Consider the following 19,523-nt stretch of genomic DNA (forward strand, 5'->3'; position numbering starts at 1 on the left):
ATTATATTTTCCTGATATACCTTGTTTCGGAAACGATCTTTTTCACTTTTTTATCATATTCTTCGTCAAAAAGAGTTGCGTCCAGATAAGAATTGATACAGGAAACCATTTCTCCATATTTCCAAATGTAAATATTTCCCGTGGAAACCTCATAAATTTTTTCTTTGTGAATCTGATCGCTCAGTTCTCTCAAATTAGTCCTATTAAAAGATTGTAGAATCGCTCTAAATCTTCCCTCTTTTTCTGGGTCCACAAATTGAAAAGACTTATGAAATAAAACCGCATCATGAAAGTATTCCGGAATATTAAAGGCTCCGTATGCTCCTAATTTGGCCGCGAGAATTTTAATAAATGAAGTGATTTCATTCATCAGAGAAAGTCCGGGATACTCTTGTCCCTGATAGAGTTTTTTTTTGGCCTTCATGTTCTTCATTTTTAAATTCTGAGTCAGGAGCCAGTCAATATAAACGAGCTTATAAGAATGATCCAGCTTTTTAAACTGAAAGTCAGAAAATTTTAAACGCATATGAACCAAAATTCCACCAGACAGATCCTTGATATAAATTCGATTATCCATATCAGAAATTCCATCCAAAGAAATTTCGTAATCCTGATAACCCCTCACTTTTAAAATCCGAAAAATACCGGCGCTTTCAATCATCTCTTGTACTTCTTCTTGGGAAAAACGATTAAAAAGCCTATTTTCGATTCCGAGAGAAGTATGAAACTCTCTGGAAATGTCAATCATTCCCAATTCTTGGCCATCCCAAAAACCTGGGTTTCCTTTTTTCTTATCAGAGTCGGAAAAGATACCCATACTCAGTCGGCCGCAAATATTTTAATCGTATTATAATGGATCGTTACCGTATCGTAAAAATCTTTTGCATATCCTCCAGCAGGAAGAATAACAACCCGAGTGTCGTTCAACGAATACGCAAAGTCTCTTACGATCTGATCCCTTTTTCTCAAACCCTGAAACGTAAGTTTCAAATCACCAAGAGAATCTCCTTCAAACGGATCGGCTCCCGCGATATAAAAAATCAAATCCGGTTTAAAATCAGATTCAATTTTACGTAAGGATTTTTCCAAAAGCTCAAGATATTCTTTATCACCGATTCCTTCTTCTAAAGAAATATCTAAATCGGATTTTTCTTTTTTTGGATATAAATTCTCCTGATGCATGGAAAATGTAAATACGTCTGGGTCATTTTGAAATATGAATGAATTACCATTGCCTTGGTGAAGATCCAAATCGATAAAAAGAATTTTTTTATCTGGATATTCTTTCTGATACAACTTACTCGCAATCGCCGCATCATTCAAATAGCAAAATCCTTCCGCCCGATCCGGCATACTATGATGAAACCCCCCACCTATGTGATAAACAAACTTGTATTTTTGAGTCAGTTCCATAGAGAGAATAGTACCTCCTACGGCTAAAACAAAACTATGAACGATTTGTTTTGTAAGAGGAAGTTCGGAATACTGAGTTCTTTCAGTGATGTTGAGAGAGAAAAAATCATCTAAGAATTCTTGAGTATGAACCAAAGATAAGTCTTTAGTTTTAGCTAGGTCCGGTTTATAGATATAAAGATTAGAAAGTTTAGAATCTCGTTTTACAAGATCATAAACCATTTGGTATTTCCTTGCCGGAAATACGTGAGGCCCCAGATCTAGGTTATAATCCGGGTGATAAACTAAACCGATACGTTCTAAGTGCTTCTCCAAGAAGAGGACGCCTATTTTTGGTTCATTCTATTTTCCGGTTTCCGTTCGTAAAGAGGAAATATTCGCTGGAAGAACAAGTATATTTCTTTACAATTGCCTTGCATGAAAATTCTAAACAGAAAAAAAACCAAAATCGTCTGCACTATAGGTCCGGCTTCTTCTTCCGAAGAAACCATACTTTCTATTCTCAAAGCGGGAATGGATATAGCTCGGATGAATTTTTCACACGGCACACATGATTCTCATAAAAGAGTCTACGACACGTTACGCAAGTGCGAACAAATTTTCGGATTTCCTTTAGGGATCATGGCAGACCTACAAGGCCCTAAAATTCGAACCGGAAAATTAAAACTCAACTCCATTCTACTTCATAAAAATCAGGAGATTGAAATCGTCCCAGATTCTGATATTTTGGGAGATGAACACAAAATCGGTTGTACATATCCAAATCTAATTAGAGATATACAAGAAGAAGACAAGATTCTAATTGATGACGGTAAGTTAATTTTAAAAGTTATTTCTAAAAAATCGAACTCCGCCATTTTAAAAGTAATCGTAGGTGGAATCTTATGGAGCAACAAAGGAATCAATCTTCCAGGAACTCCTATCTCTGCTCCTGCACTTTCCGAAAAAGACATAGAAGATCTTAAGTTCGCACTCTCTCTAGGTGTAGATTACGCGGCTCTTAGTTTTGTTCGTACTGGGGCAGACTTAGAATTAGCAAGGTCTTATTTAGAAGGTACATATACAGGGCTGATCGCAAAGATAGAAAGACCGGAAGCAATTGGAAACATAGAAGAAATCATAGAACGAGCAGATGGCATCATGATTGCAAGAGGAGATTTAGGAGTAGAAATTGATACGGAAAAGGTTCCCATTCTACAAAAAGAACTTATCTATAAACTCAATCAAGCGGGTAAACCGGTCATTACTGCAACCCAAATGCTGGAATCTATGATTGAAAACCCAAGACCAACACGTGCAGAGGCGAGCGACGTAGCAAATGCGGTTATGGACGGAACGGATGCAGTTATGCTTTCTGCAGAATCGGCTAACGGCCATTATCCGGTCGAATCCGTTGAAATCATGTCTAAAATCATTCAAGAAACTGAAACCATTGATCATATCTATGAGATTCACTGGAACATTAAAAAAACTTTCTTAGAATCAGAAAGAACTGCACTGGGAAATGCCGCAAGGGAGATTGCCCACGGAATCCACGCAAAGGCAATCGTCAATTTTACGAGAAGCGGTTATTCCGCATTGATTACCTCCGAAATGAGACCCAAGGTTCCGATCTACTCTTTTACTCCGTTTGCAACCACCGCCAGAAAGATGAAACTCTATCGAGGTGTGGTGCCATTTGTAATGCCTTTCTTTACAAGATTGGAAGATATGATTGCTTATATGAATCAAAAACTCAAAGAAGATGAATTTCTTTTTCCAGGAGATAAGGTGGTAATTCTTTCCGGAGCCCCAGGAACCACAGTCAGAAGTGTAGACTTTTTACAGGTTTATAAAATACATTGAGATTTTTTAAGTAGAACCTAAAAATATGGAAGCTAACACAAGTTTGGAAATTGACTTTCGTAGATCCATCATCTTACACACTGTTAGTTTGCAATTAAAACGATAAGTCTCTCTTGAACGTGAATTGTCATGATTCATTTTTTGAAAAAGTTGGGATCTAAACTTTGCAAATCGATTTCTAAATTGTGAGAACTACAGCAAATCACGATTTTACGAACAAATTCTAAAATTGCAGAAACTTATACTTTATAGAAAATTTTTTCTCGTTTTTTTACGACGAGCTCACGTTAAGTTATATTAGAGTTTTTGAAAAATGAATTCTCTATCTTGTTTCTGTTTGATGAAATAGTCAATTGAAGCAGTTTTGCTAATAGCCGCTATGGAATGTCTCAACAACTCTAATATAAAAACCACAAAAACAAATTCACGTTCAACAAACAAATAGAAATAACTTAGAATCTATCTCAAAATACTTTATCTTTACTTAACTCGGAAGCATGAAAATAATACCATTCTTAAGCCGGTTTCAAATCTAAAAATGTGGATCTCACACAACAAAGCCAAAGATTTCAAGTTATATATAATCTTTTGAGAATTTCTGAGTCTTTATAAAATCACCCATTCATTTTCTGATACTATTTTCATATCTCCGAAAATAAAATACCAAATTTTAAGATATTTTTGAGATGACTTCTAGTTATTTTAGAGTTTTATAATTTCATCTGGAATCGTTTAAGGATTGTTATCCGGTCAACTATACAAGTTATCTCTAAAATTTTTCTACTCAGAACTAACTATATAAAGAAACGCCTAACATTTTTTATTCAAACAAACTTTACAATAAAAATTCAGGATACGCAATTTTATATGGACCAGAAAATGAAAGTTAGACTCTTATTTTTTAAAGATAAAATATTAAATCCGCCTAAATCTAGTTAAACGGGTACAATAAAAATGTTAAAAAAAACAAAAGTTCGACATAAGAAGCTCATTTTATAAAAATTCCTTTTTTATTATTTTGAGACCAGGAAGATACAAGTAGTTATCAAATCAACATATCTTAATTCATATTATCAATTGGTGCATTTTACTAAAGATTAAATAGGAAAGATTTTGTATAGGCGCCCAACAATCTTCCGTTTTTATAATTTTAATTTTCTCAAGATAAACATTCTATAATTTGAATACAATTTATTATATAATGTTCATCTTTCGATTTCGTTTTTTTACTTTGCAGTTATGATTTTTAGTTATAAAATTACGTCTATTAGACTACTTTTATAAGAGGCAAAACAAAAACACCTGTGGAGTCAAAGAGAATCACTCTTCATTCATACAAAAACTTTTTACAAAATATTTCAAATCGAATTCTTATGACTAAACAAAACCTCTTCTTTAATTACCCTATTCATTTCTTTTGTATTCGAGGAATCGTATGAAATACGAAGAAATGAAATACGATATCGAAAAATTTTTTGATTATTCTTTAGATATGCTTTGTATAGCAAGATTAGATGGATATATATTCAGAATCAATCCATCTTTCCAAAAAGCGTTTGGTTGGAAAAGTGAAGATCTACTCGCCTTCGGTTCTTATACATTCCTACATCCAGATGACGTAGAACCAACTTATCAAGTTGTAGAAAAATTAAAAAAAGGTACACCTATCGTATCTTTTCAAAATCGTTATCGTTGTACCAATGGAGAATACAAAAACTTTTCTTGGACGGCTTTTCCCGATCTACGTTCTGAATTGATTTACGCTATCGCAAGAGATATTACCGAAATCGTGGAATCTAACCGTAAGCTCAACCAACTCGCAGCAGAACTCAAAGACGCAAATGATAAATTATTTGAACAGGCTAGTACAGACCCTCTCACAAAGTTAAAAAATAGGAGAACATTTAACGAAGAATTAAAGGATCTAATCGTTCACACGAACAAAAAAAGAGGATTTTTATCTTTATTGATGATCGATGTAGACCATTTCAAAACATACAACGATCAATTTGGTCATCCGGCTGGAGATCAGGTTTTAATCCGCTTAGCTTCCGTTTTGACTTATGCCCTACGAGTCAGTGATTTATTGGCTCGATTCGGTGGAGAAGAATTTGTAGTCGCATTACCCGAAACCGGAGAATACAAAGCAATTGAAGTAGCTGATCGATTGGTAGTTACAATCCAAAAGGAAACTTGGGAAAACCGACCGATCACAATCAGCGTAGGAATTGCAACCTTAGACTTCAGCCTTCCAGTTTCTACTTTTCGTGATACAGATTTTTCCACAAGGATTGTAGAAGAAGCTGACCGTGCTCTCTATCGTTCCAAAGCCAATGGTAGAAACCAAGCGACTCATTGTTCCCAGATTTTGCTGTGATCCAAATTTTAAATAAACAAATTAGGCCCATTTTGAAGAGCTCCATTTTCAGGTTCAAAATGGCAAAACTGATTCGTTGTAAAAGAAACTTTAATTTTATAAATAACCGGAGAAAATAATTTGGAATATAAAAACGAATACAATCTTGAAAAATTCTACAACTATTCTTTGGATTTATTCTCCATTCAAAGAATGGACGGGACCGTCATTTCCGTAAATCCATCCTTTGAAAGAATTTTAGGTTGGAAAGAAGAAGAACTACTAGGTAAAAACCCTTTTCATCTTTTACATCCCGAGGATCAAGAAACGATTGTACAAGAATTCCAAAAATTAGACGGAGGGATTCCTAGATACTCCATTAAAAATCGTTGTAGATGTGCAGACGGAACGTACAAACATTTTGCTTGGACTGGTTTTCCAGATATAGAATCTGGTTTGGTTTATATAACAGGCAGAGATATTACCGAAACAATCGAATCCAACCGTAAGATCAGTCAATTGGCAACTGAACTTAAAGACGCCAATGATAAACTGTTCGAACAAGCATCTACCGATTCGTTGACAAAACTAAAAAATAGAAGAGCCTTCAATGAAGCATTAAATCATTTAGTTCATTTCTCTCAAAAACAAAAAAGTCCTCTTTCACTGTTGATGATCGATGCAGACCATTTTAAAGACTACAACGATACGTTTGGGCATCTTGAAGGAGATAAAATTTTAATCATTTTAGCGGATCTTTTGACAAAAGCACTTCGAAAAGGTGACGTACTCGCTAGATACGGAGGAGAAGAATTTATCGTAGCTCTTCCGCTGACCTCCGAAGACGAGACAATTGACATTTCGGAAAGACTCCTTCAAACCGTGAGAGAATTTAATTGGGAAAAAAGAATTATCACAGTCAGTGTTGGTGCAGCTACATACGACTTTAATTCAAATTCCAAGAACATAAATTTAGAATATTCTATAAATCTAATTGAGCAAGCAGATAAGGCTCTCTATTGCTCCAAAGTGAACGGCAGAAATAGAATCACACATTTTTCAAAAAAATACTCCTTACAACAAAATTAAAATACGGAACTAGAAAATTATGAATTTTGAAAACGAATACGACCTCGAAAAACTTGTAAATAACTCTTTGGATTTACTTACAATCGTAGACCTAAGCGGAAACGTTCTACTCGTAAATCCTGCTTTTGAACGGACCTTAGGTTGGAAAAAAGAAGACCTAGTCGGTAAGGATCCGTTTCATCTTCTTCATCCAGAAGATAAGGAAAGTACTTATAAGGAATTTGAAAAATTAAATCAAGGTCTACTTACTTTATCCTTTCAAAATCGATATATTTGTGCAGACGGACAGTATAGATATTTTTCTTGGACCGCTTCCCCTGACTTGGTGTCTGGTTTAGTCTACGTTACAGGAAGAGACATCACCGATGTGATCGAATCCAACCGTAAGATCAGTCAATTGGCAGTAAAACTCAAAGAAACAAATGATAGATTATTTGAACAAGCATCTACCGATCCATTGACAAAACTAAAAAACAGAAGAATGTTCAACGAGGAATTGAACAACCTCATACATGCTTGTGATAAAGAATCACATCCTCTTTCTTTGTTGATGATTGACGCAGATCACTTTAAAGATTATAACGACAAATTCGGACATATTGCCGGAGACAAGGTTCTGGTGGAATTAGCATCCATTTTGACAAAAACGTTTCGAAAAAAAGACGTTTTAGCTCGTTATGGAGGTGAAGAATTTATCGCAGCTCTTCCCAATACTTCTGAACCAGAAGCGAATCAAATTGCAGAAAGACTCGTCCAAACCGTGAGAGAATTTAGTTGGGAAAAAAGATCTGTTACAATCAGTGTAGGGATTACTACATATAACTTTAATCCGACTTCGAAAAGTATAAATTCAGAATACCTTCTAAATCTAATTGAACAAGCAGACAAGGCTCTTTATTGTTCCAAAGTAAGCGGTAGGGATAGAATCACACATTTTTCATGGGTCCAAAATAAAAAGAGCGGATCTATTTAAAATCAATATTATGGAATTGTAAAATGACGAATTTTGAAAAAGAATACGATCTTGAAAAACTTGTAAACAACTCTTTGGATTTACTATCGATTCAGAGATTGGACGGGACTGTATTACAAGTAAACCCCGCCTTTGAACGTCTTCTGGGTTGGAGAGAGGAAGAACTGATTGGTAGAAATCCATTTCATTTACTCCACCCCGAAGATAGAGAAAGTACCTTTCAAGAGTTTAAAAAATTAAACCAAGGTTTACCTGTTTTTGCCTTTCAAAATCGTTTTCTTTGTTCCGACGGAACTTATAAATATTTTTCTTGGACCGCCTCTCCAGATCTATCAGCAGGCTTGATTTATGTAACCGGAAGGGATATCAGCGATCTAATCGAATCCAATCGTAAAATCAGCCTGTTAGCGGCGGAACTTAAAGACGCAAACGATAAGTTATTTGAACAGGCTTGTACCGATCCATTGACAAAATTGAAAAATAGAAGAGCCTTTAACGAAGAACTAAATTCTCTAATCCAACTGTCTCAAAAACAACTTAGCCCTCTTTCCTTGTTGATGATCGATGTGGATTTTTTCAAAGACTATAACGACAAATTTGGACATCCGGCCGGAGATAAAGTTCTGGCTATATTGGCGTCTCTTTTAGCAAAAACTCTTAGAAAAGATGACGTGACCGCACGCTACGGCGGAGAAGAATTTATCGTAGCATTACCAAACACATCCGAAAAAGAAGCGATCGAAATCGCAGAAAGATTGGTTAAAGTAATTGAAGAATCGAGATGGGAAAAAAGATCCGTTACGATCAGCGTAGGAATCACCACTTCTCAAATAAATCCATCAAATAATGCTGACCATTCGATAGACATTATAGAAGAAGCGGATCGCGCGTTATACCACTCAAAGGTCAACGGAAGAAACAGAGTTACCCATAGTTCCCAAATATCTTGAAACGGTTTATGAGCACTTTTGAATGTAATTCAATTTTTCCAAAATATTTTTATCTTTCTATTTTTTTTAAATGAATTGGCTAACAAATGCAGTACGATTATGAAAAATTTTTTCACAACTCTTTGGACATACTTGTTATTGCCAGAATGGACAATGGTCACGTAATCCACGTAAATCCTTCCTTTGAAAGGATTTTTGGTTGGTCGGAAAAACGTCTGTTAGGGTTAGGTTCTTACGAGTTTCTTCATCCGGAAGATCTTCCTTCTACGCAAGAAATAGCCGCCAAACTTGCTACTGGCGCTCCGATCGTATCTTTTGAAAATCGTTATCGTTCGATTGACGGAAATTACAGAACCTTATCTTGGACTGCAGTACCGGAATATAAAAGTGGTATGGTTTACGCAATTGCAAGAGACATTACGGAAGCAATCGAATCCAACCGTAAAATCAGCGAACTCGCTACGGAACTCAAAGAAGCAAATAATATGTTACTAGAACAAGCGAGCACAGACCCTTTGACTAAATTAAAAAATAGAAGGGCATTCAACGCAGAACTCAATCATTTACTTCAAATTGCTCAAAAACAGTCAAATCCTATCTCTTTATTGATGATAGACGCGGACCATTTCAAAGATTACAATGATAAATTCGGACATCCGGCGGGAGATCAGGTTTTGATTGACCTAGCTTTTCTCTTAACTCATACCCTACGCCAACACGATGTGATCGCAAGATATGGAGGAGAAGAATTCATAGTCGCCATGCCCGATACTTCGGAAGTAGCTTCCTTGCAAATCGCGGAAAGATTGATTCACGTCGTAGGAGAATTCAACTGGGAAAAACGTCCAGTGACGATCAGCATAGGTGCAGCAACCCTCCCCGGCGAAAAACAAAAAACTTCTCTTGAAGAAAACCGTCATTTTATAAATCTCATCGAATCCGCAGACAAAGCCTTGTATCATTCTAAGATAAACGGAAGAAATCAAGTAAACCATAGTTCCAGGATCCTTCCTTGTAAAGAAGCGTAATCCTATAGAAAAAACCTACGCGTCTGTTAATCGGCGAACCTATAATAAGAACGACTTTACTTATAAATCTTTTTTGGAAAAACGTCACATGAGTTATCAAAACGAATACAACCTCGAAAAATTCTACAACTATTCTTTGGATTTGTTTTCGATCCAACGGCTGGATGGCACTGTGATCTCCGTCAATCCCTCATTTGAAAGAATTCTAGGATGGAAAGAAGAAGAACTTTTAGGACGCGATCCATTTCACTTGTTACATCCGGAGGATTTAGGAAGCGCCAAAGAATTTGAAGAACTAGACGGAGGAGTTCCGAGATCCTCAATTCAAAACCGAATCCGATGTGCAGATGGAACGTATAAACATTTCGCTTGGACCGGATATCCGGATCTTGAAGCGGGCCTAGTCTACGTAACCGGACGAGACATTACAGAAACCATCGAAGCAAATCGGCAAATCAGTCAGCTTGCAACTGAATTGAAGGAAGCTAACGACTTATTGTTCGAACAAGCAACAACCGATCCTTTGACCAAGTTGAAAAATCGCAGAGCATTTACGAATGACCTTCATAGTCTTCTCAGATTTATGCAACAAGAGAAAAGTTTTCTTTCACTTCTTATGATAGACGTGGATCATTTTAAGACTTACAACGATCAATTTGGTCATCTCGCCGGAGATAAAGTATTGGTCTGTCTTGCTAAAGTTCTTGAGAATACCTTGCGATCAAACGACTTATTGGGGCGTTTCGGAGGAGAAGAATTTGTAGCCGCCTTACCAAATACTTGCGAAAAAAAATCGATAGAAATTGGGGAAAGATTGGTTAACGCAGTCCGAGAATTCAATTGGGAATATCGTTCCATTACGATCAGTGTAGGAATCTCTACTTCAGACTTTGAAAAAAAACAGTTAGACGTTGATTCCACTAATTTGATCGAAAAGGCGGATAAAGCGCTTTATCAATCTAAAGTTAACGGAAGAAATAAGGCTACTCATAGTTCTCAAATATATTAATTTATTTGAATACGATATTATTTTCCGTTTTTTTAAACACCAGTGAACGTAGGATTCCAAAAAGAACAATTCTTTTTACGTTAATTCAATTCTAGGAAAATTAAGAATGGATCTCGAAAACGAATATAATCATGAAAAATTTTTCAACTACTCCTTAGATTTACATGCCATTCAAAAAATGGACGGCATCATTTTACAAATTAATCAATCTTTTCAGCGTATCATGGGCTGGACCAACGAAGATCTAAAAGGACGCACTCATTTTCATTTATTACACCCAGAAGATGTAGAATCCAGCCTAAAAGAATTTGAACAATTAAATGAAGGAGTATCACATCTATCGATTCAAAATCGATGTCGATGTGCTGATGGAACTTATAAATATTTTTCATGGACCGCCTTTCCGGATCTCGAATCAGATCGGATCTACGTGACCGGAAGAGATATTACTGACATCATCGAGTCGAATCAAAAAATCAGTAAACTTGCTTCCGATCTGGAAGAAGCAAATAATAAATTATTAGAACAAGCATCTACGGATCCTCTTACAAAACTCAAAAACAGAAGATCCTTCAACGAAGAAATAAATCATCTCATTCGTTTGGGACAACACCAGGAGAAATCGATCTCGCTTATGATGATCGATGTGGATCATTTTAAAGACTACAACGACAAATTCGGTCATCCAGCAGGAGATCGTATTTTAATTCGATTGGCCGAAGTTTTTACAGAAACACTTCGGTCATGCGACCTTGTGGCGCGTTTCGGAGGAGAAGAATTCGTAGTTGCGTTATCCGACACGAATGAAGAAAAAGCAGTCGAAGTCGCGGAACGTTTGATGGCCAACGTTAAAAAGAAATCTTGGGAAAATTCTCCGATTACGATCAGCGTTGGCATAACAACCCTAAATTTCAACGGTCCCGTTCCAATATATCATACCGATCTTTCTACAGGAATCATAGAAGACGCAGATCGCGCACTCTATCGTTCTAAAGCAAACGGCAGAAATCAAGCAACACACAGTTCACAACTTAAGACAGAAAATCAAACGTCCGTTCGCAAAAATTGAATTTCAGTTCTTACAAAACAACGTTTATAGAAACTATTGAATTTTTAAAGGGTTCTAGTTTTATTTTCCTTGAGTGGAAATAAATGGTTCTTTAGGAGATAAGAAATATCCACTCAAACTTGCAATCAACACGGGAGTAAAACGATAAAGCCCAGTCAGTTCAGATAATAAAATTGTAGTAGAGATTGGTGTTTTGGTCACGGAAGAATTTACAGCCGCCATTAAACAGATCATCAAAAAAGATTCATTCTCACTCGGAAAAAAGCCGAACAAAAGTTTTCCTACACAGGCCCCTAAAAAAAACAGAGGTATAATCACTCCTCCTCTCCAACCGCTCGCCACAGTGGTGCTAATTGCAAAGGTTTTCCAGAAAATCAAAACAACCAAAAAGGTTGGAGTAAATCTTCCCTCTACAATTCGATTCAATTGATCATGCCCAAAAAAACGAGTAAGCGGAAGTTGCCATGCGATCAGTCCTAACACAAGTCCACCTAACAAAGTTTTCCAATAAATTTGTCCCGGAATTTTTGAATAAAACCAACGATTGACTAAGAATAATCCATGAAACATCCAGCCTAGTCCTGCTCCAACTCCTCCCAACAATATTGCATATAAGAAATCTTGAATGTCTCCTGGAACATACTGAGGAAACTGCCAAGTAGGTTGTAAACCTGCGTGAGTCATCCAAAGAAAAACAAAAAATGCAGAAGTACTGGATAAGAATGCTGGAAGTAGAGCCTTATAATATTCCACGACGTGTCTATGCTGTAATACCTCAAGTGCAAATAACGCTCCTCCCAATGGAGATCCAAATAAGGATGTAAAACCAGCGGCCATTCCCGCGATCGTCATAGATCTGTATTCTTCTCCCGTAAGCCCTAATTTCTCTGCAAACCAATTTCCAAAGGAACCGGTTATCTGCACCAACGGCGCCTCGGGCCCTGCACTTCCTCCTGCGGAAATACTCAAAATAGAAGAAAGAGCCATAGAAGGATTTTGATTCGTTTCTAATTTTCCACCTCGAAATCGTATATTATCAATTACTAATGAAATCTCTCCCGGTTCACCTAAAAAATGGATGACCAATCCTATGAACAACCCAGCTACTGCCATGTATGGAACGGTTAAAATTTCCGGAATTGTTGAACTTAAATGTATTAGATATTCCAAAAACATCCAAAACACCGCCGAGAAAAGTCCTCCGACAATTCCTAAGATTACGTAAAAAAACGTAAGTCTAGAAAGCATAAAAGGGTTCTTTCTGGAAAGTATAAGTACGGGGGATCGAAGCAACTCGGAAATCCTATTCATAAAAGTAACATTAGACGAACTGGACTTCTTCCTTATTTCCGGATACGATCTCTCCTATTTCGTGAACGACTTCGCCAGAACTTTCCATGATTTTTTTTGCAAGTTCTGCGTTCTCTTCGGAAACGATCACCATATATCCGATTCCCATATTAAAAGTAGCAAATAATTCTAACTCTTCTATTTTATGATCTTTTTTAATTTTTTCGAAAAAATATCCGGAAGGAATCTTTTCTTTAAAAAATTTCGACTGAGTTCCTTGTGGAAGAATTCTAGGTATATTCTCCTGATACCCTCCCCCTGTAATATGAACCATCCCTTTAACGGAAACCTGTTGCAAAAGTTTTAATATACTAGATACATAAATTCGTGTAGGTTTGAGCGCATAATCTTTTAAAAATTTCACCTGCTGGGGATCGGTAGGCAGATATTTTCCTTCTTTTAAAAGTAGTTTACGAATGAGAGAAAAGCCGTTGCTATGCGGTCCACTGGATTCGAGTCCTAAAATTTTATCTCCAGATCGAATTGTAGAACCGTCTATCATTGAATCTTTTTCAACCGCCCCGACTACAAAACCGGCGAGATCAAATTCATCCTCTTTCATCGTTCCTGGATGTTCGGCGGTTTCTCCTCCTAATAAAGACGCATTAGACATTTTGCATCCTTGTACAATTCCGGATACGATCTGATCCATCTTTTCAGGATCTAATTTTCCACAGGCGATATAATCTAAAAAGAAAAACGGTTCTCCTCCGCAGACAAGTATGTCGTTCACACACATCGCCACTAGATCAATTCCTATTGTGTTGTAAATTTTTAGAAGTCGAGCGAGTTCTATTTTTGTTCCTACCCCATCCGTTCCGGACAATAAAATCGGGTGTTTGTATTTTTTAAGAACGCTTACATCATAAGCTCCTGCAAAACCGCCCAGACCACCGATTACCCTCGGCCCGTGAGTAGATTCTACGTTACGTTTGATTTTTTGTATGAACTCTCTTCCTTTTTCGGTATCCACTCCGGCGTTTTTATATGTAATCTTTTCTTCCATTCCTATAAGTCCCGATTCTTTTTTAGAATAGATTGAAAAAATCGATATTCCCTGCACACAAAAAAAACCGGACTCACTTGGAAATCCGGCACTTAAGGACGAAGATTCGGGAATTCAGGAAATCATTTCATTTGGTCAATCTGCTCCATCGCTGCTAATTCTTCTTTGGCTGCAACTCTTACTTTTAAGTCCCTATCACCCGGTTTGAGATCCAAGGCCTGACCTGCTTCAATTAAAACTTTTGCATTGTCAGATTTGCGAGTAATTTCAACGGCTCCTTCTCGAACCGCAAAAGTTCCTGTCTCGTCTTTACCGTTCACTCTTCCCCAAAACTGGGTTCCTCGAACAGCTGCAACTACAGTAGGAGTATGCACAATAAGGCTCTGTCCTTTTGCAAGATTACCCGCCTTGATCAATACGTTTCCTTCGGAAACTTGGAACGAAGCACTCTCAGAATTAAGAGCTGCTATGGTTGCAGTACTTCCTCCTAATAGACGAAAACTCCCTAATTTAGAAGTGAGATCTAGTACAGCCTCCGACTCGGTTTTTACAGATTGTTTTTCAGTTACGTTTGTATAAGTAGAAAGCTCTTTACCCGTTTCTATGACGGAAGCTTTTCCTCTGAGAAAAGTGACTACTGCATCTGAACTTTCGGCGGTCTTAGGTTTACAAACGTTGAAAAAGACTAAAACCAAAAACACAATTAATAATCGAATCATAGTAACTCCCATTGGATATTCTATGGATAAGTTTTCGTATTATACTCTAATTTGAAAAAAACGGTCTATATTTTTATGATAATCTTCAGAAATTTATTTCCAAAAATTTTCTTTTCACTTTGGAAATTTATTTCCAAGAATAAGCGCTTTTAAAATTAGGAAAAAAATTTCCAAAATGAAAGAACCATATTTCTATAAAAATAGAATATATAATACTCAATTTATACACAATCATCATCATAAACTTGGAAACAAATCTCTGTTTCGGATGTAAGATCATAATACTCTATTCTATATGGTTTAGAAAATCGCAAAGAGTCATAATTCAGACACAAAACTTTTATAATAAAAATTAATTTTCGATATGATTATATTATAAAATTATAATTTTTAAATAGTAAGCTACTCAGAAATTAATTTAACGTGAGTTTGGCGTAAGAAAACTGGTAAGTTTTTTCTAAAAGTAGATGTATAAAGACAATTATGCCTCATTTTATAGTTTCTAAAGACTAAAATATAGGAGTTCCCACATTCATTTTTATTTTTTTTGCTATATATCAAAAGCTTTTAAGAAATGGCTTCCTTACACTGAACATCAATTACTACTCAGACGTATAAAAACAACACTACTTCAGAACTTGTTTTAAAAGCTAGAATATGGGATCTAATACAAAAACATCTAAACCTTTGAAAATTTCATTGTAAAACTAAAACTTGTAGTAGCTCCCACAATTTTCAAGATCCACCTGTAAAATAGTGTTTTGTGGTAGTTCCCACAAAATTACTACTCGGACGCATAAAATAGTACCAAGTTATTAACGGCCTAATTTACGAAAAATTAGTGGTACTTAAAAAATAACGCAAATTCGGGATTTACGGCATTTTAAAGCAAGACCAAAATATTCAAATTTTTGAAACAATCTAACATTCATGCGTCCGATTAGTAAGTCTCTTTAGAATTTGTCCTAAATCCTAAACACCAACCTGCAAAGCGACCATAGAAGCGATGCATTGAGTTTAGGAAAGTGTTTGCTGAGTTTCCAGCGACTTACAGAGCGATAGTTCAGGAAGTGAAATTGAGTTTCACAAAAATGTGGGAACTACTACAGAAGATTTAATGGCATTTAGAACTGCTGGAAAGTTGCCAAATGCGACCTAATCTGTAGGAACTACTGCATTTTATTAAAAATTTTTAAAGAATGATCGAGTAAAATTCTTTGAGGTTTTAAGAAGCTCTTATTGATCTCTATAAAATTGAGTACCGTTAATTTTATCACAAAACACTGATTCCATGCAAAATATTAGGTATCTTATTATATAGTTATGAGTAATTAGTTTATTGAATTTCAAAAGGTTTTTCGAAGTAGTAGTTACTACATTCTAAAAACATAAAATTACTTTTAGATTTAAAAAACCTTTTTAATTTTAAAGTAGAATTTAAAAAAGAAGAACAGAAACTCCAAGCGATACTTGGTTTTGAACGGAATAAAGCCAATACTGTTGATTAAAAGATATAAGGTCAGCATACCAAGATTCAGGTCCAAATCCCGCTTTAACATGCGATTTACCTTCAAATTCTCTAAAAGATTCCGTCCAATTCAAATTTAAAATTAAATTTTCTGAAAGTTTATAGTTAAATTTGATCGTATGAGTCCATCCTTTCCCGTAAGCAGATTCTAAAAAAGTAAGAGCTCGATACCGATGAAAGTCCCTGGATTTGATCTCCGAGGAAACAAAACTGAATGAAACTTCTAAACCCCATCTTTGAAAATTAGTTTGAGTACCTATACCGTATTTGATTTCGTTTATAGAATTCGAATAAGAAATACTTTCTCCGTTTAGATAACCCAAATAAATCTTTCCAGAATTCAATTGTGAACCGGAAGATCCGTTCACAATAAATTTTAAATATTCGTAAGAATAGCCTCCGATTACAAAAAGACCAAAACCTTTGACGTTCGGATTGGGAGAACCTCCACTGGGAAAATATCTTACGTCAAACCCAGCAATCGAATCATTTGCTTTTAAAGAAGAATCAAAATCGGACCAATTACTAGCCCCAGAAAACCGAGTAAGTTGATTCTTCCCCCAAATCGGATCGTAACCGTAAATTGGACCGTAGTGTGCAAATCGATTCGAATAAAACGAAGGCGTGAACATATAAAAATCTTCGTCTCTAAAATTTCCTGAGTTTCGATAACCAAAGGTAGAATTTCCTTGGAGTTGAAATTCCCAATTCTTTTTGATATAAATCGCAGAAATACCTAACAGTGGATATTCCCTCGCATAAGTCAGTCTTGAACCACTGCCATAACTACGATCATTGGAAGAAGGAATCAGATTACCTCCACCAGTTTCAAAAATAAACCTACCTTGATTATATTGAACGTTAGGCGCGATTATCCATCCAGAATCACTCGCAAACAGTACTGAGATGGGAAAAAAAAGTAAGAGTAAAAATTTGAAGAATATTCTCATTCCAACTCACAATAAACGTTCGTGAGTTTAGGAGAATACAATGTATAAGTAAGTACAATTACCAACAATGAAAGGGGGGTATATTTAGTTTCTACATAGGAAACTTCTTTTCCCTTACAAGCATCCTTGAGATTTAGGTCTTCGGATTGTGCCAAACCCCAAATAAAAAAATGTCTGTAAACGCTATAAGTAGGAACTCTCCCAGGTTTTTCCACTTCCTGCTTCCAGTAAAACTTTTCCGTTTGACAACCTGTGGAAATAAAAATCGCAAAAAATAATATGAGTGAGGTTAGTTTCATTCTTTTTTCCTAAATAAGGAGAAGATTCCTTCTAGATTATTTTTCCATTTCCACAGGTCAAGATAGTACCGAGTTCGGTAACGTTATTGATCCTTTAGAATTTATTTAAAACCTCAAAGGAATTTTTTTATACTTCTATATAAAGTGTAGCAACACTCACAAATTACACTGTTGATAGTTTATAAACTTTTTATACTAAAATTTTACACTCTCCAAAGACAAATTCACATTTAGATTCAAAGTTCTAAAACTCTTTGATACTACGTCTACTGATCTCTCTTCTCATAAATGTTGTTATAAAGTGTCAATTAACGTAAATTTGATAGAATTCTATGCGAAAGCGATTTAGGCGTAGAGAAACTCAGCAGATCGCGTTTCTAAATTGTAACTTAAGACGAAATACCGTCTTATGTTTCTTTCATACAATTTATTGACTAGAGCTGAAAGTGTGGTCCGACAACGCCGGATTCGCCCAGATTTTTTTTACTCTGAATTTCTCACTATTGAAATGTAAACGATTGAATATTTTATTATTTAATTTCAAACAATGATAAAACCGTATCAAGAATTCGGTTTGTAAATTCTGATTGTGTTGTTTTTTTATAAGACAAACCTTGTTTCTATGTCTTACAAAGCAAGAAATCAATGGCTTTACTTTGGAATCCTAGATTTTATTTTATTTCTTTTTATTTCTGGCTGTTTATTGCATCATACAGACGACAAAATCTCTAAAGCCCCTTTAGGTTTACTTGCAATTCTTTTCAATAACTCGAATCCGTATTTAAACTCAGCAGAGTTATATGATCCGGCCACTCAAAGCTTTTCATTCGTTAAGAATTCTCTAAATTTTCCGAGGTATCATCACACTTCTTCTATTTTACAAGACGGACGAGTGGTAATCACAGGTGGTTACTACCCTTATTTTGAATCGTATTTACTGGATCAGATCGAAATCTACGATCCGAATTTGGATACGTTTCAGAACTCAACCCAAAACTTACTGATGCCTAGAAATTTACACACCGCTACTCTATTACAAGACGGAACGATTTTAATTACAGGAGGCCGATGTCTTTCAGATTCTCCGGCTACAAACAAAACGGAAATTTTTGATCCACAAACCCAGACTTCGACTTGGGCAGGAAATTTAAATATTGCAAGATGTAGGCATCAATCCGTTTTATTATCTGACGGAAAAGTATTGGTCGTTGGAGGAGTCGATCCAATTTCTGGAAACGGAATTCTTCCCGTAGAAGTTTACGATCCTGTTAGTAAAACTTTTTCTTTAAAAGGAAATCTACTTCAACCTAGATATAATTTTTCAGTCCTTACTCCCAATATAGGAAATCCTATTTTGATCGGAGGAGTAAATTATTCTTCAGCTACAAATTCTTATTCTACTCTTTCCCAAACCGAAAGATTCAACGAGGTTACAGGTCTTTTATCTGTGGGTCCCTCTTTAAGAAAACCGCTTCGATCTTTTACGGCTAATTTATTACAAGATGGAAAGATTCTAATTACTGGAGGTTCCAACGAAGACGGAACTTCCGATTCTATTCAGATTTTAGATACTACGTTTACGGAGATTAGTCCTAAAATGTCAGTAAGCAGACAATTTCATACTGGCACAGTTTTAAATAATGGAAACGTTTTGATTGCAGGTGGTAGAACTTCCAACGTTGTTCATTTGGAAGCGGAGGTTTTTGATCCAAATTCAAATTCGTTGTCTTCTACTGGAAGTTTGCTTCAGCAACGATACGATGCCACATCTCATCCATTACAAAACGGTAAAGTTCTTATTTTAGGAGGGCGATCCTCGTACTAATTTTTTATTTTTATGAATTCATTCTAGAAAATTCCGCGTAGGGCTTTTCAAAGTCTAACTGTAAAATCCCAAATCCGTGGGAGTTCCCACAATTTCAAAGTCTAACTGTAAAAT

At 35.9% G+C, this 19,523-nt stretch carries 16 protein-coding genes; 9 read left to right on the plus strand and 7 right to left on the minus strand.

All coding sequences use genetic code 11. The annotated features are described in order from the left end of the window. Position 1 precedes the first annotated feature (1 nt). Together BW942_RS08940 and BW942_RS08945 are read right to left on the minus strand one after the other, a co-directional pair. Entirely contained in the window at positions 2–817 is an 816-nt protein-coding gene (locus BW942_RS08940) for a hypothetical protein (RefSeq protein WP_000510896.1), read from the minus strand. A gap of 2 nt (positions 818–819) precedes the next feature. After that, complete coding sequence (locus BW942_RS08945; protein ID WP_000410918.1) at positions 820–1,728, minus strand: histone deacetylase family protein; 909 nt, start codon at positions 1,726–1,728, stop codon at positions 820–822. 102 nt (positions 1,729–1,830) lie between these two features. Here BW942_RS08945 and pyk point away from each other — a divergent pair, with 102 nt between their 5' ends. The 8 genes from pyk (at position 1,831) to BW942_RS08990 (ending at position 11,732) form a co-directional block, all read left to right on the plus strand. After that, on the plus strand, positions 1,831–3,258 hold the full coding sequence (gene pyk / locus BW942_RS08955; RefSeq protein WP_000698533.1) for a pyruvate kinase: 1,428 nt from the start codon (positions 1,831–1,833) through the stop codon (positions 3,256–3,258). Between the two features lie 1,435 nt (positions 3,259–4,693). Beyond that, positions 4,694–5,635, plus strand: coding sequence for a sensor domain-containing diguanylate cyclase (locus BW942_RS08960; protein WP_000872973.1), 942 nt, complete (start codon positions 4,694–4,696; stop codon positions 5,633–5,635). A gap of 120 nt (positions 5,636–5,755) precedes the next feature. Then, complete coding sequence (locus BW942_RS08965; RefSeq protein ID WP_000455908.1) at positions 5,756–6,703, plus strand: sensor domain-containing diguanylate cyclase; 948 nt, start codon at positions 5,756–5,758, stop codon at positions 6,701–6,703. Positions 6,704–6,722: 19 nt separating this feature from the next. Beyond that, on the plus strand, positions 6,723–7,676 hold the full coding sequence (locus BW942_RS08970; protein WP_001008596.1) for a sensor domain-containing diguanylate cyclase: 954 nt from the start codon (positions 6,723–6,725) through the stop codon (positions 7,674–7,676). A gap of 23 nt (positions 7,677–7,699) precedes the next feature. Beyond that, on the plus strand, positions 7,700–8,626 hold the full coding sequence (locus tag BW942_RS08975) for a sensor domain-containing diguanylate cyclase (RefSeq protein ID WP_000180853.1): 927 nt from the start codon (positions 7,700–7,702) through the stop codon (positions 8,624–8,626). Positions 8,627–8,712: 86 nt separating this feature from the next. Further along, positions 8,713–9,654 (plus strand): sensor domain-containing diguanylate cyclase, encoded by a 942-nt coding sequence (locus tag BW942_RS08980; RefSeq protein WP_001199109.1) that lies wholly within the window; start codon positions 8,713–8,715, stop codon positions 9,652–9,654. A gap of 88 nt (positions 9,655–9,742) precedes the next feature. Further along, on the plus strand, positions 9,743–10,663 hold the full coding sequence (locus BW942_RS08985) for a sensor domain-containing diguanylate cyclase (RefSeq protein WP_000121860.1): 921 nt from the start codon (positions 9,743–9,745) through the stop codon (positions 10,661–10,663). A gap of 106 nt (positions 10,664–10,769) precedes the next feature. After that, positions 10,770–11,732 carry a sensor domain-containing diguanylate cyclase gene (locus BW942_RS08990; RefSeq protein ID WP_000362658.1) on the plus strand — a complete coding sequence of 321 codons (963 nt, stop codon included), beginning with the start codon at positions 10,770–10,772 and terminating at the stop codon, positions 11,730–11,732. Between the two features lie 60 nt (positions 11,733–11,792). On the opposite strand, the gene BW942_RS08995 is transcribed toward BW942_RS08990, so the two are convergent. The 5 genes from BW942_RS08995 to BW942_RS09015 form a co-directional block, all read right to left on the minus strand. Continuing rightward, positions 11,793–13,043 carry a chloride channel protein gene (locus tag BW942_RS08995; protein WP_001080002.1) on the minus strand — a complete coding sequence of 417 codons (1,251 nt, stop codon included), beginning with the start codon at positions 13,041–13,043 and terminating at the stop codon, positions 11,793–11,795. Positions 13,044–13,053: 10 nt separating this feature from the next. Next, the gene (purM, locus tag BW942_RS09000; RefSeq protein ID WP_155572119.1) at positions 13,054–14,088 is read right to left on the minus strand and encodes a phosphoribosylformylglycinamidine cyclo-ligase; all 1,035 of its coding nucleotides are present in this window, start codon (positions 14,086–14,088) and stop codon (positions 13,054–13,056) included. Positions 14,089–14,210: 122 nt separating this feature from the next. After that, the gene (lsa19, locus tag BW942_RS09005) at positions 14,211–14,819 is read right to left on the minus strand and encodes an adhesin Lsa19 (RefSeq protein ID WP_000539242.1); all 609 of its coding nucleotides are present in this window, start codon (positions 14,817–14,819) and stop codon (positions 14,211–14,213) included. A gap of 1,425 nt (positions 14,820–16,244) precedes the next feature. Further along, a complete protein-coding gene (locus BW942_RS09010) occupies positions 16,245–17,285 on the minus strand; it encodes a putative porin (protein WP_001217855.1) in 1,041 nt (346 codons plus the stop codon). After that, positions 17,282–17,584: a Bor family protein gene (locus BW942_RS09015; RefSeq protein WP_000779384.1), complete on the minus strand. Its 303-nt coding sequence runs from the start codon at positions 17,582–17,584 to the stop codon at positions 17,282–17,284. The genes BW942_RS09010 and BW942_RS09015 overlap by 4 nt, the downstream gene beginning before the upstream one ends. Before the next feature lie 622 nt (positions 17,585–18,206). Here BW942_RS09015 and BW942_RS09020 point away from each other — a divergent pair. After that, entirely contained in the window at positions 18,207–19,409 is a 1,203-nt protein-coding gene (locus tag BW942_RS09020) for a Kelch repeat-containing protein (RefSeq protein WP_000120541.1), read from the plus strand. The last annotated feature ends 114 nt before the right edge of the window (positions 19,410–19,523 follow it).

Origin of the sequence: Leptospira interrogans (assembly GCF_900156205.1) — a bacterium.
GTDB lineage: Bacteria > Spirochaetota > Leptospiria > Leptospirales > Leptospiraceae > Leptospira > Leptospira interrogans.

Coding starts and splice junctions, on each gene's coding strand:
- BW942_RS08940 (WP_000510896.1), bottom strand. CDS start 817: ATGGGTATCTTTTCCGACTCTGATAAGAAAAAAGGAAACCCAGGTTTT.
- pyk (WP_000698533.1), top strand. CDS start 1,831: ATGAAAATTCTAAACAGAAAAAAAACCAAAATCGTCTGCACTATAGGT.
- BW942_RS08960 (WP_000872973.1), top strand. CDS start 4,694: ATGAAATACGAAGAAATGAAATACGATATCGAAAAATTTTTTGATTAT.
- BW942_RS08970 (WP_001008596.1), top strand. CDS start 6,723: ATGAATTTTGAAAACGAATACGACCTCGAAAAACTTGTAAATAACTCT.
- BW942_RS08975 (WP_000180853.1), top strand. CDS start 7,700: ATGACGAATTTTGAAAAAGAATACGATCTTGAAAAACTTGTAAACAAC.
- BW942_RS08980 (WP_001199109.1), top strand. CDS start 8,713: ATGCAGTACGATTATGAAAAATTTTTTCACAACTCTTTGGACATACTT.
- BW942_RS08985 (WP_000121860.1), top strand. CDS start 9,743: ATGAGTTATCAAAACGAATACAACCTCGAAAAATTCTACAACTATTCT.
- BW942_RS08990 (WP_000362658.1), top strand. CDS start 10,770: ATGGATCTCGAAAACGAATATAATCATGAAAAATTTTTCAACTACTCC.
- BW942_RS08995 (WP_001080002.1), bottom strand. CDS start 13,043: ATGAATAGGATTTCCGAGTTGCTTCGATCCCCCGTACTTATACTTTCC.
- purM (WP_155572119.1), bottom strand. CDS start 14,088: ATGGAAGAAAAGATTACATATAAAAACGCCGGAGTGGATACCGAAAAA.
- lsa19 (WP_000539242.1), bottom strand. CDS start 14,819: ATGGGAGTTACTATGATTCGATTATTAATTGTGTTTTTGGTTTTAGTC.
- BW942_RS09010 (WP_001217855.1), bottom strand. CDS start 17,285: ATGAGAATATTCTTCAAATTTTTACTCTTACTTTTTTTTCCCATCTCA.
- BW942_RS09015 (WP_000779384.1), bottom strand. CDS start 17,584: ATGAAACTAACCTCACTCATATTATTTTTTGCGATTTTTATTTCCACA.
- BW942_RS09020 (WP_000120541.1), top strand. CDS start 18,207: ATGTCTTACAAAGCAAGAAATCAATGGCTTTACTTTGGAATCCTAGAT.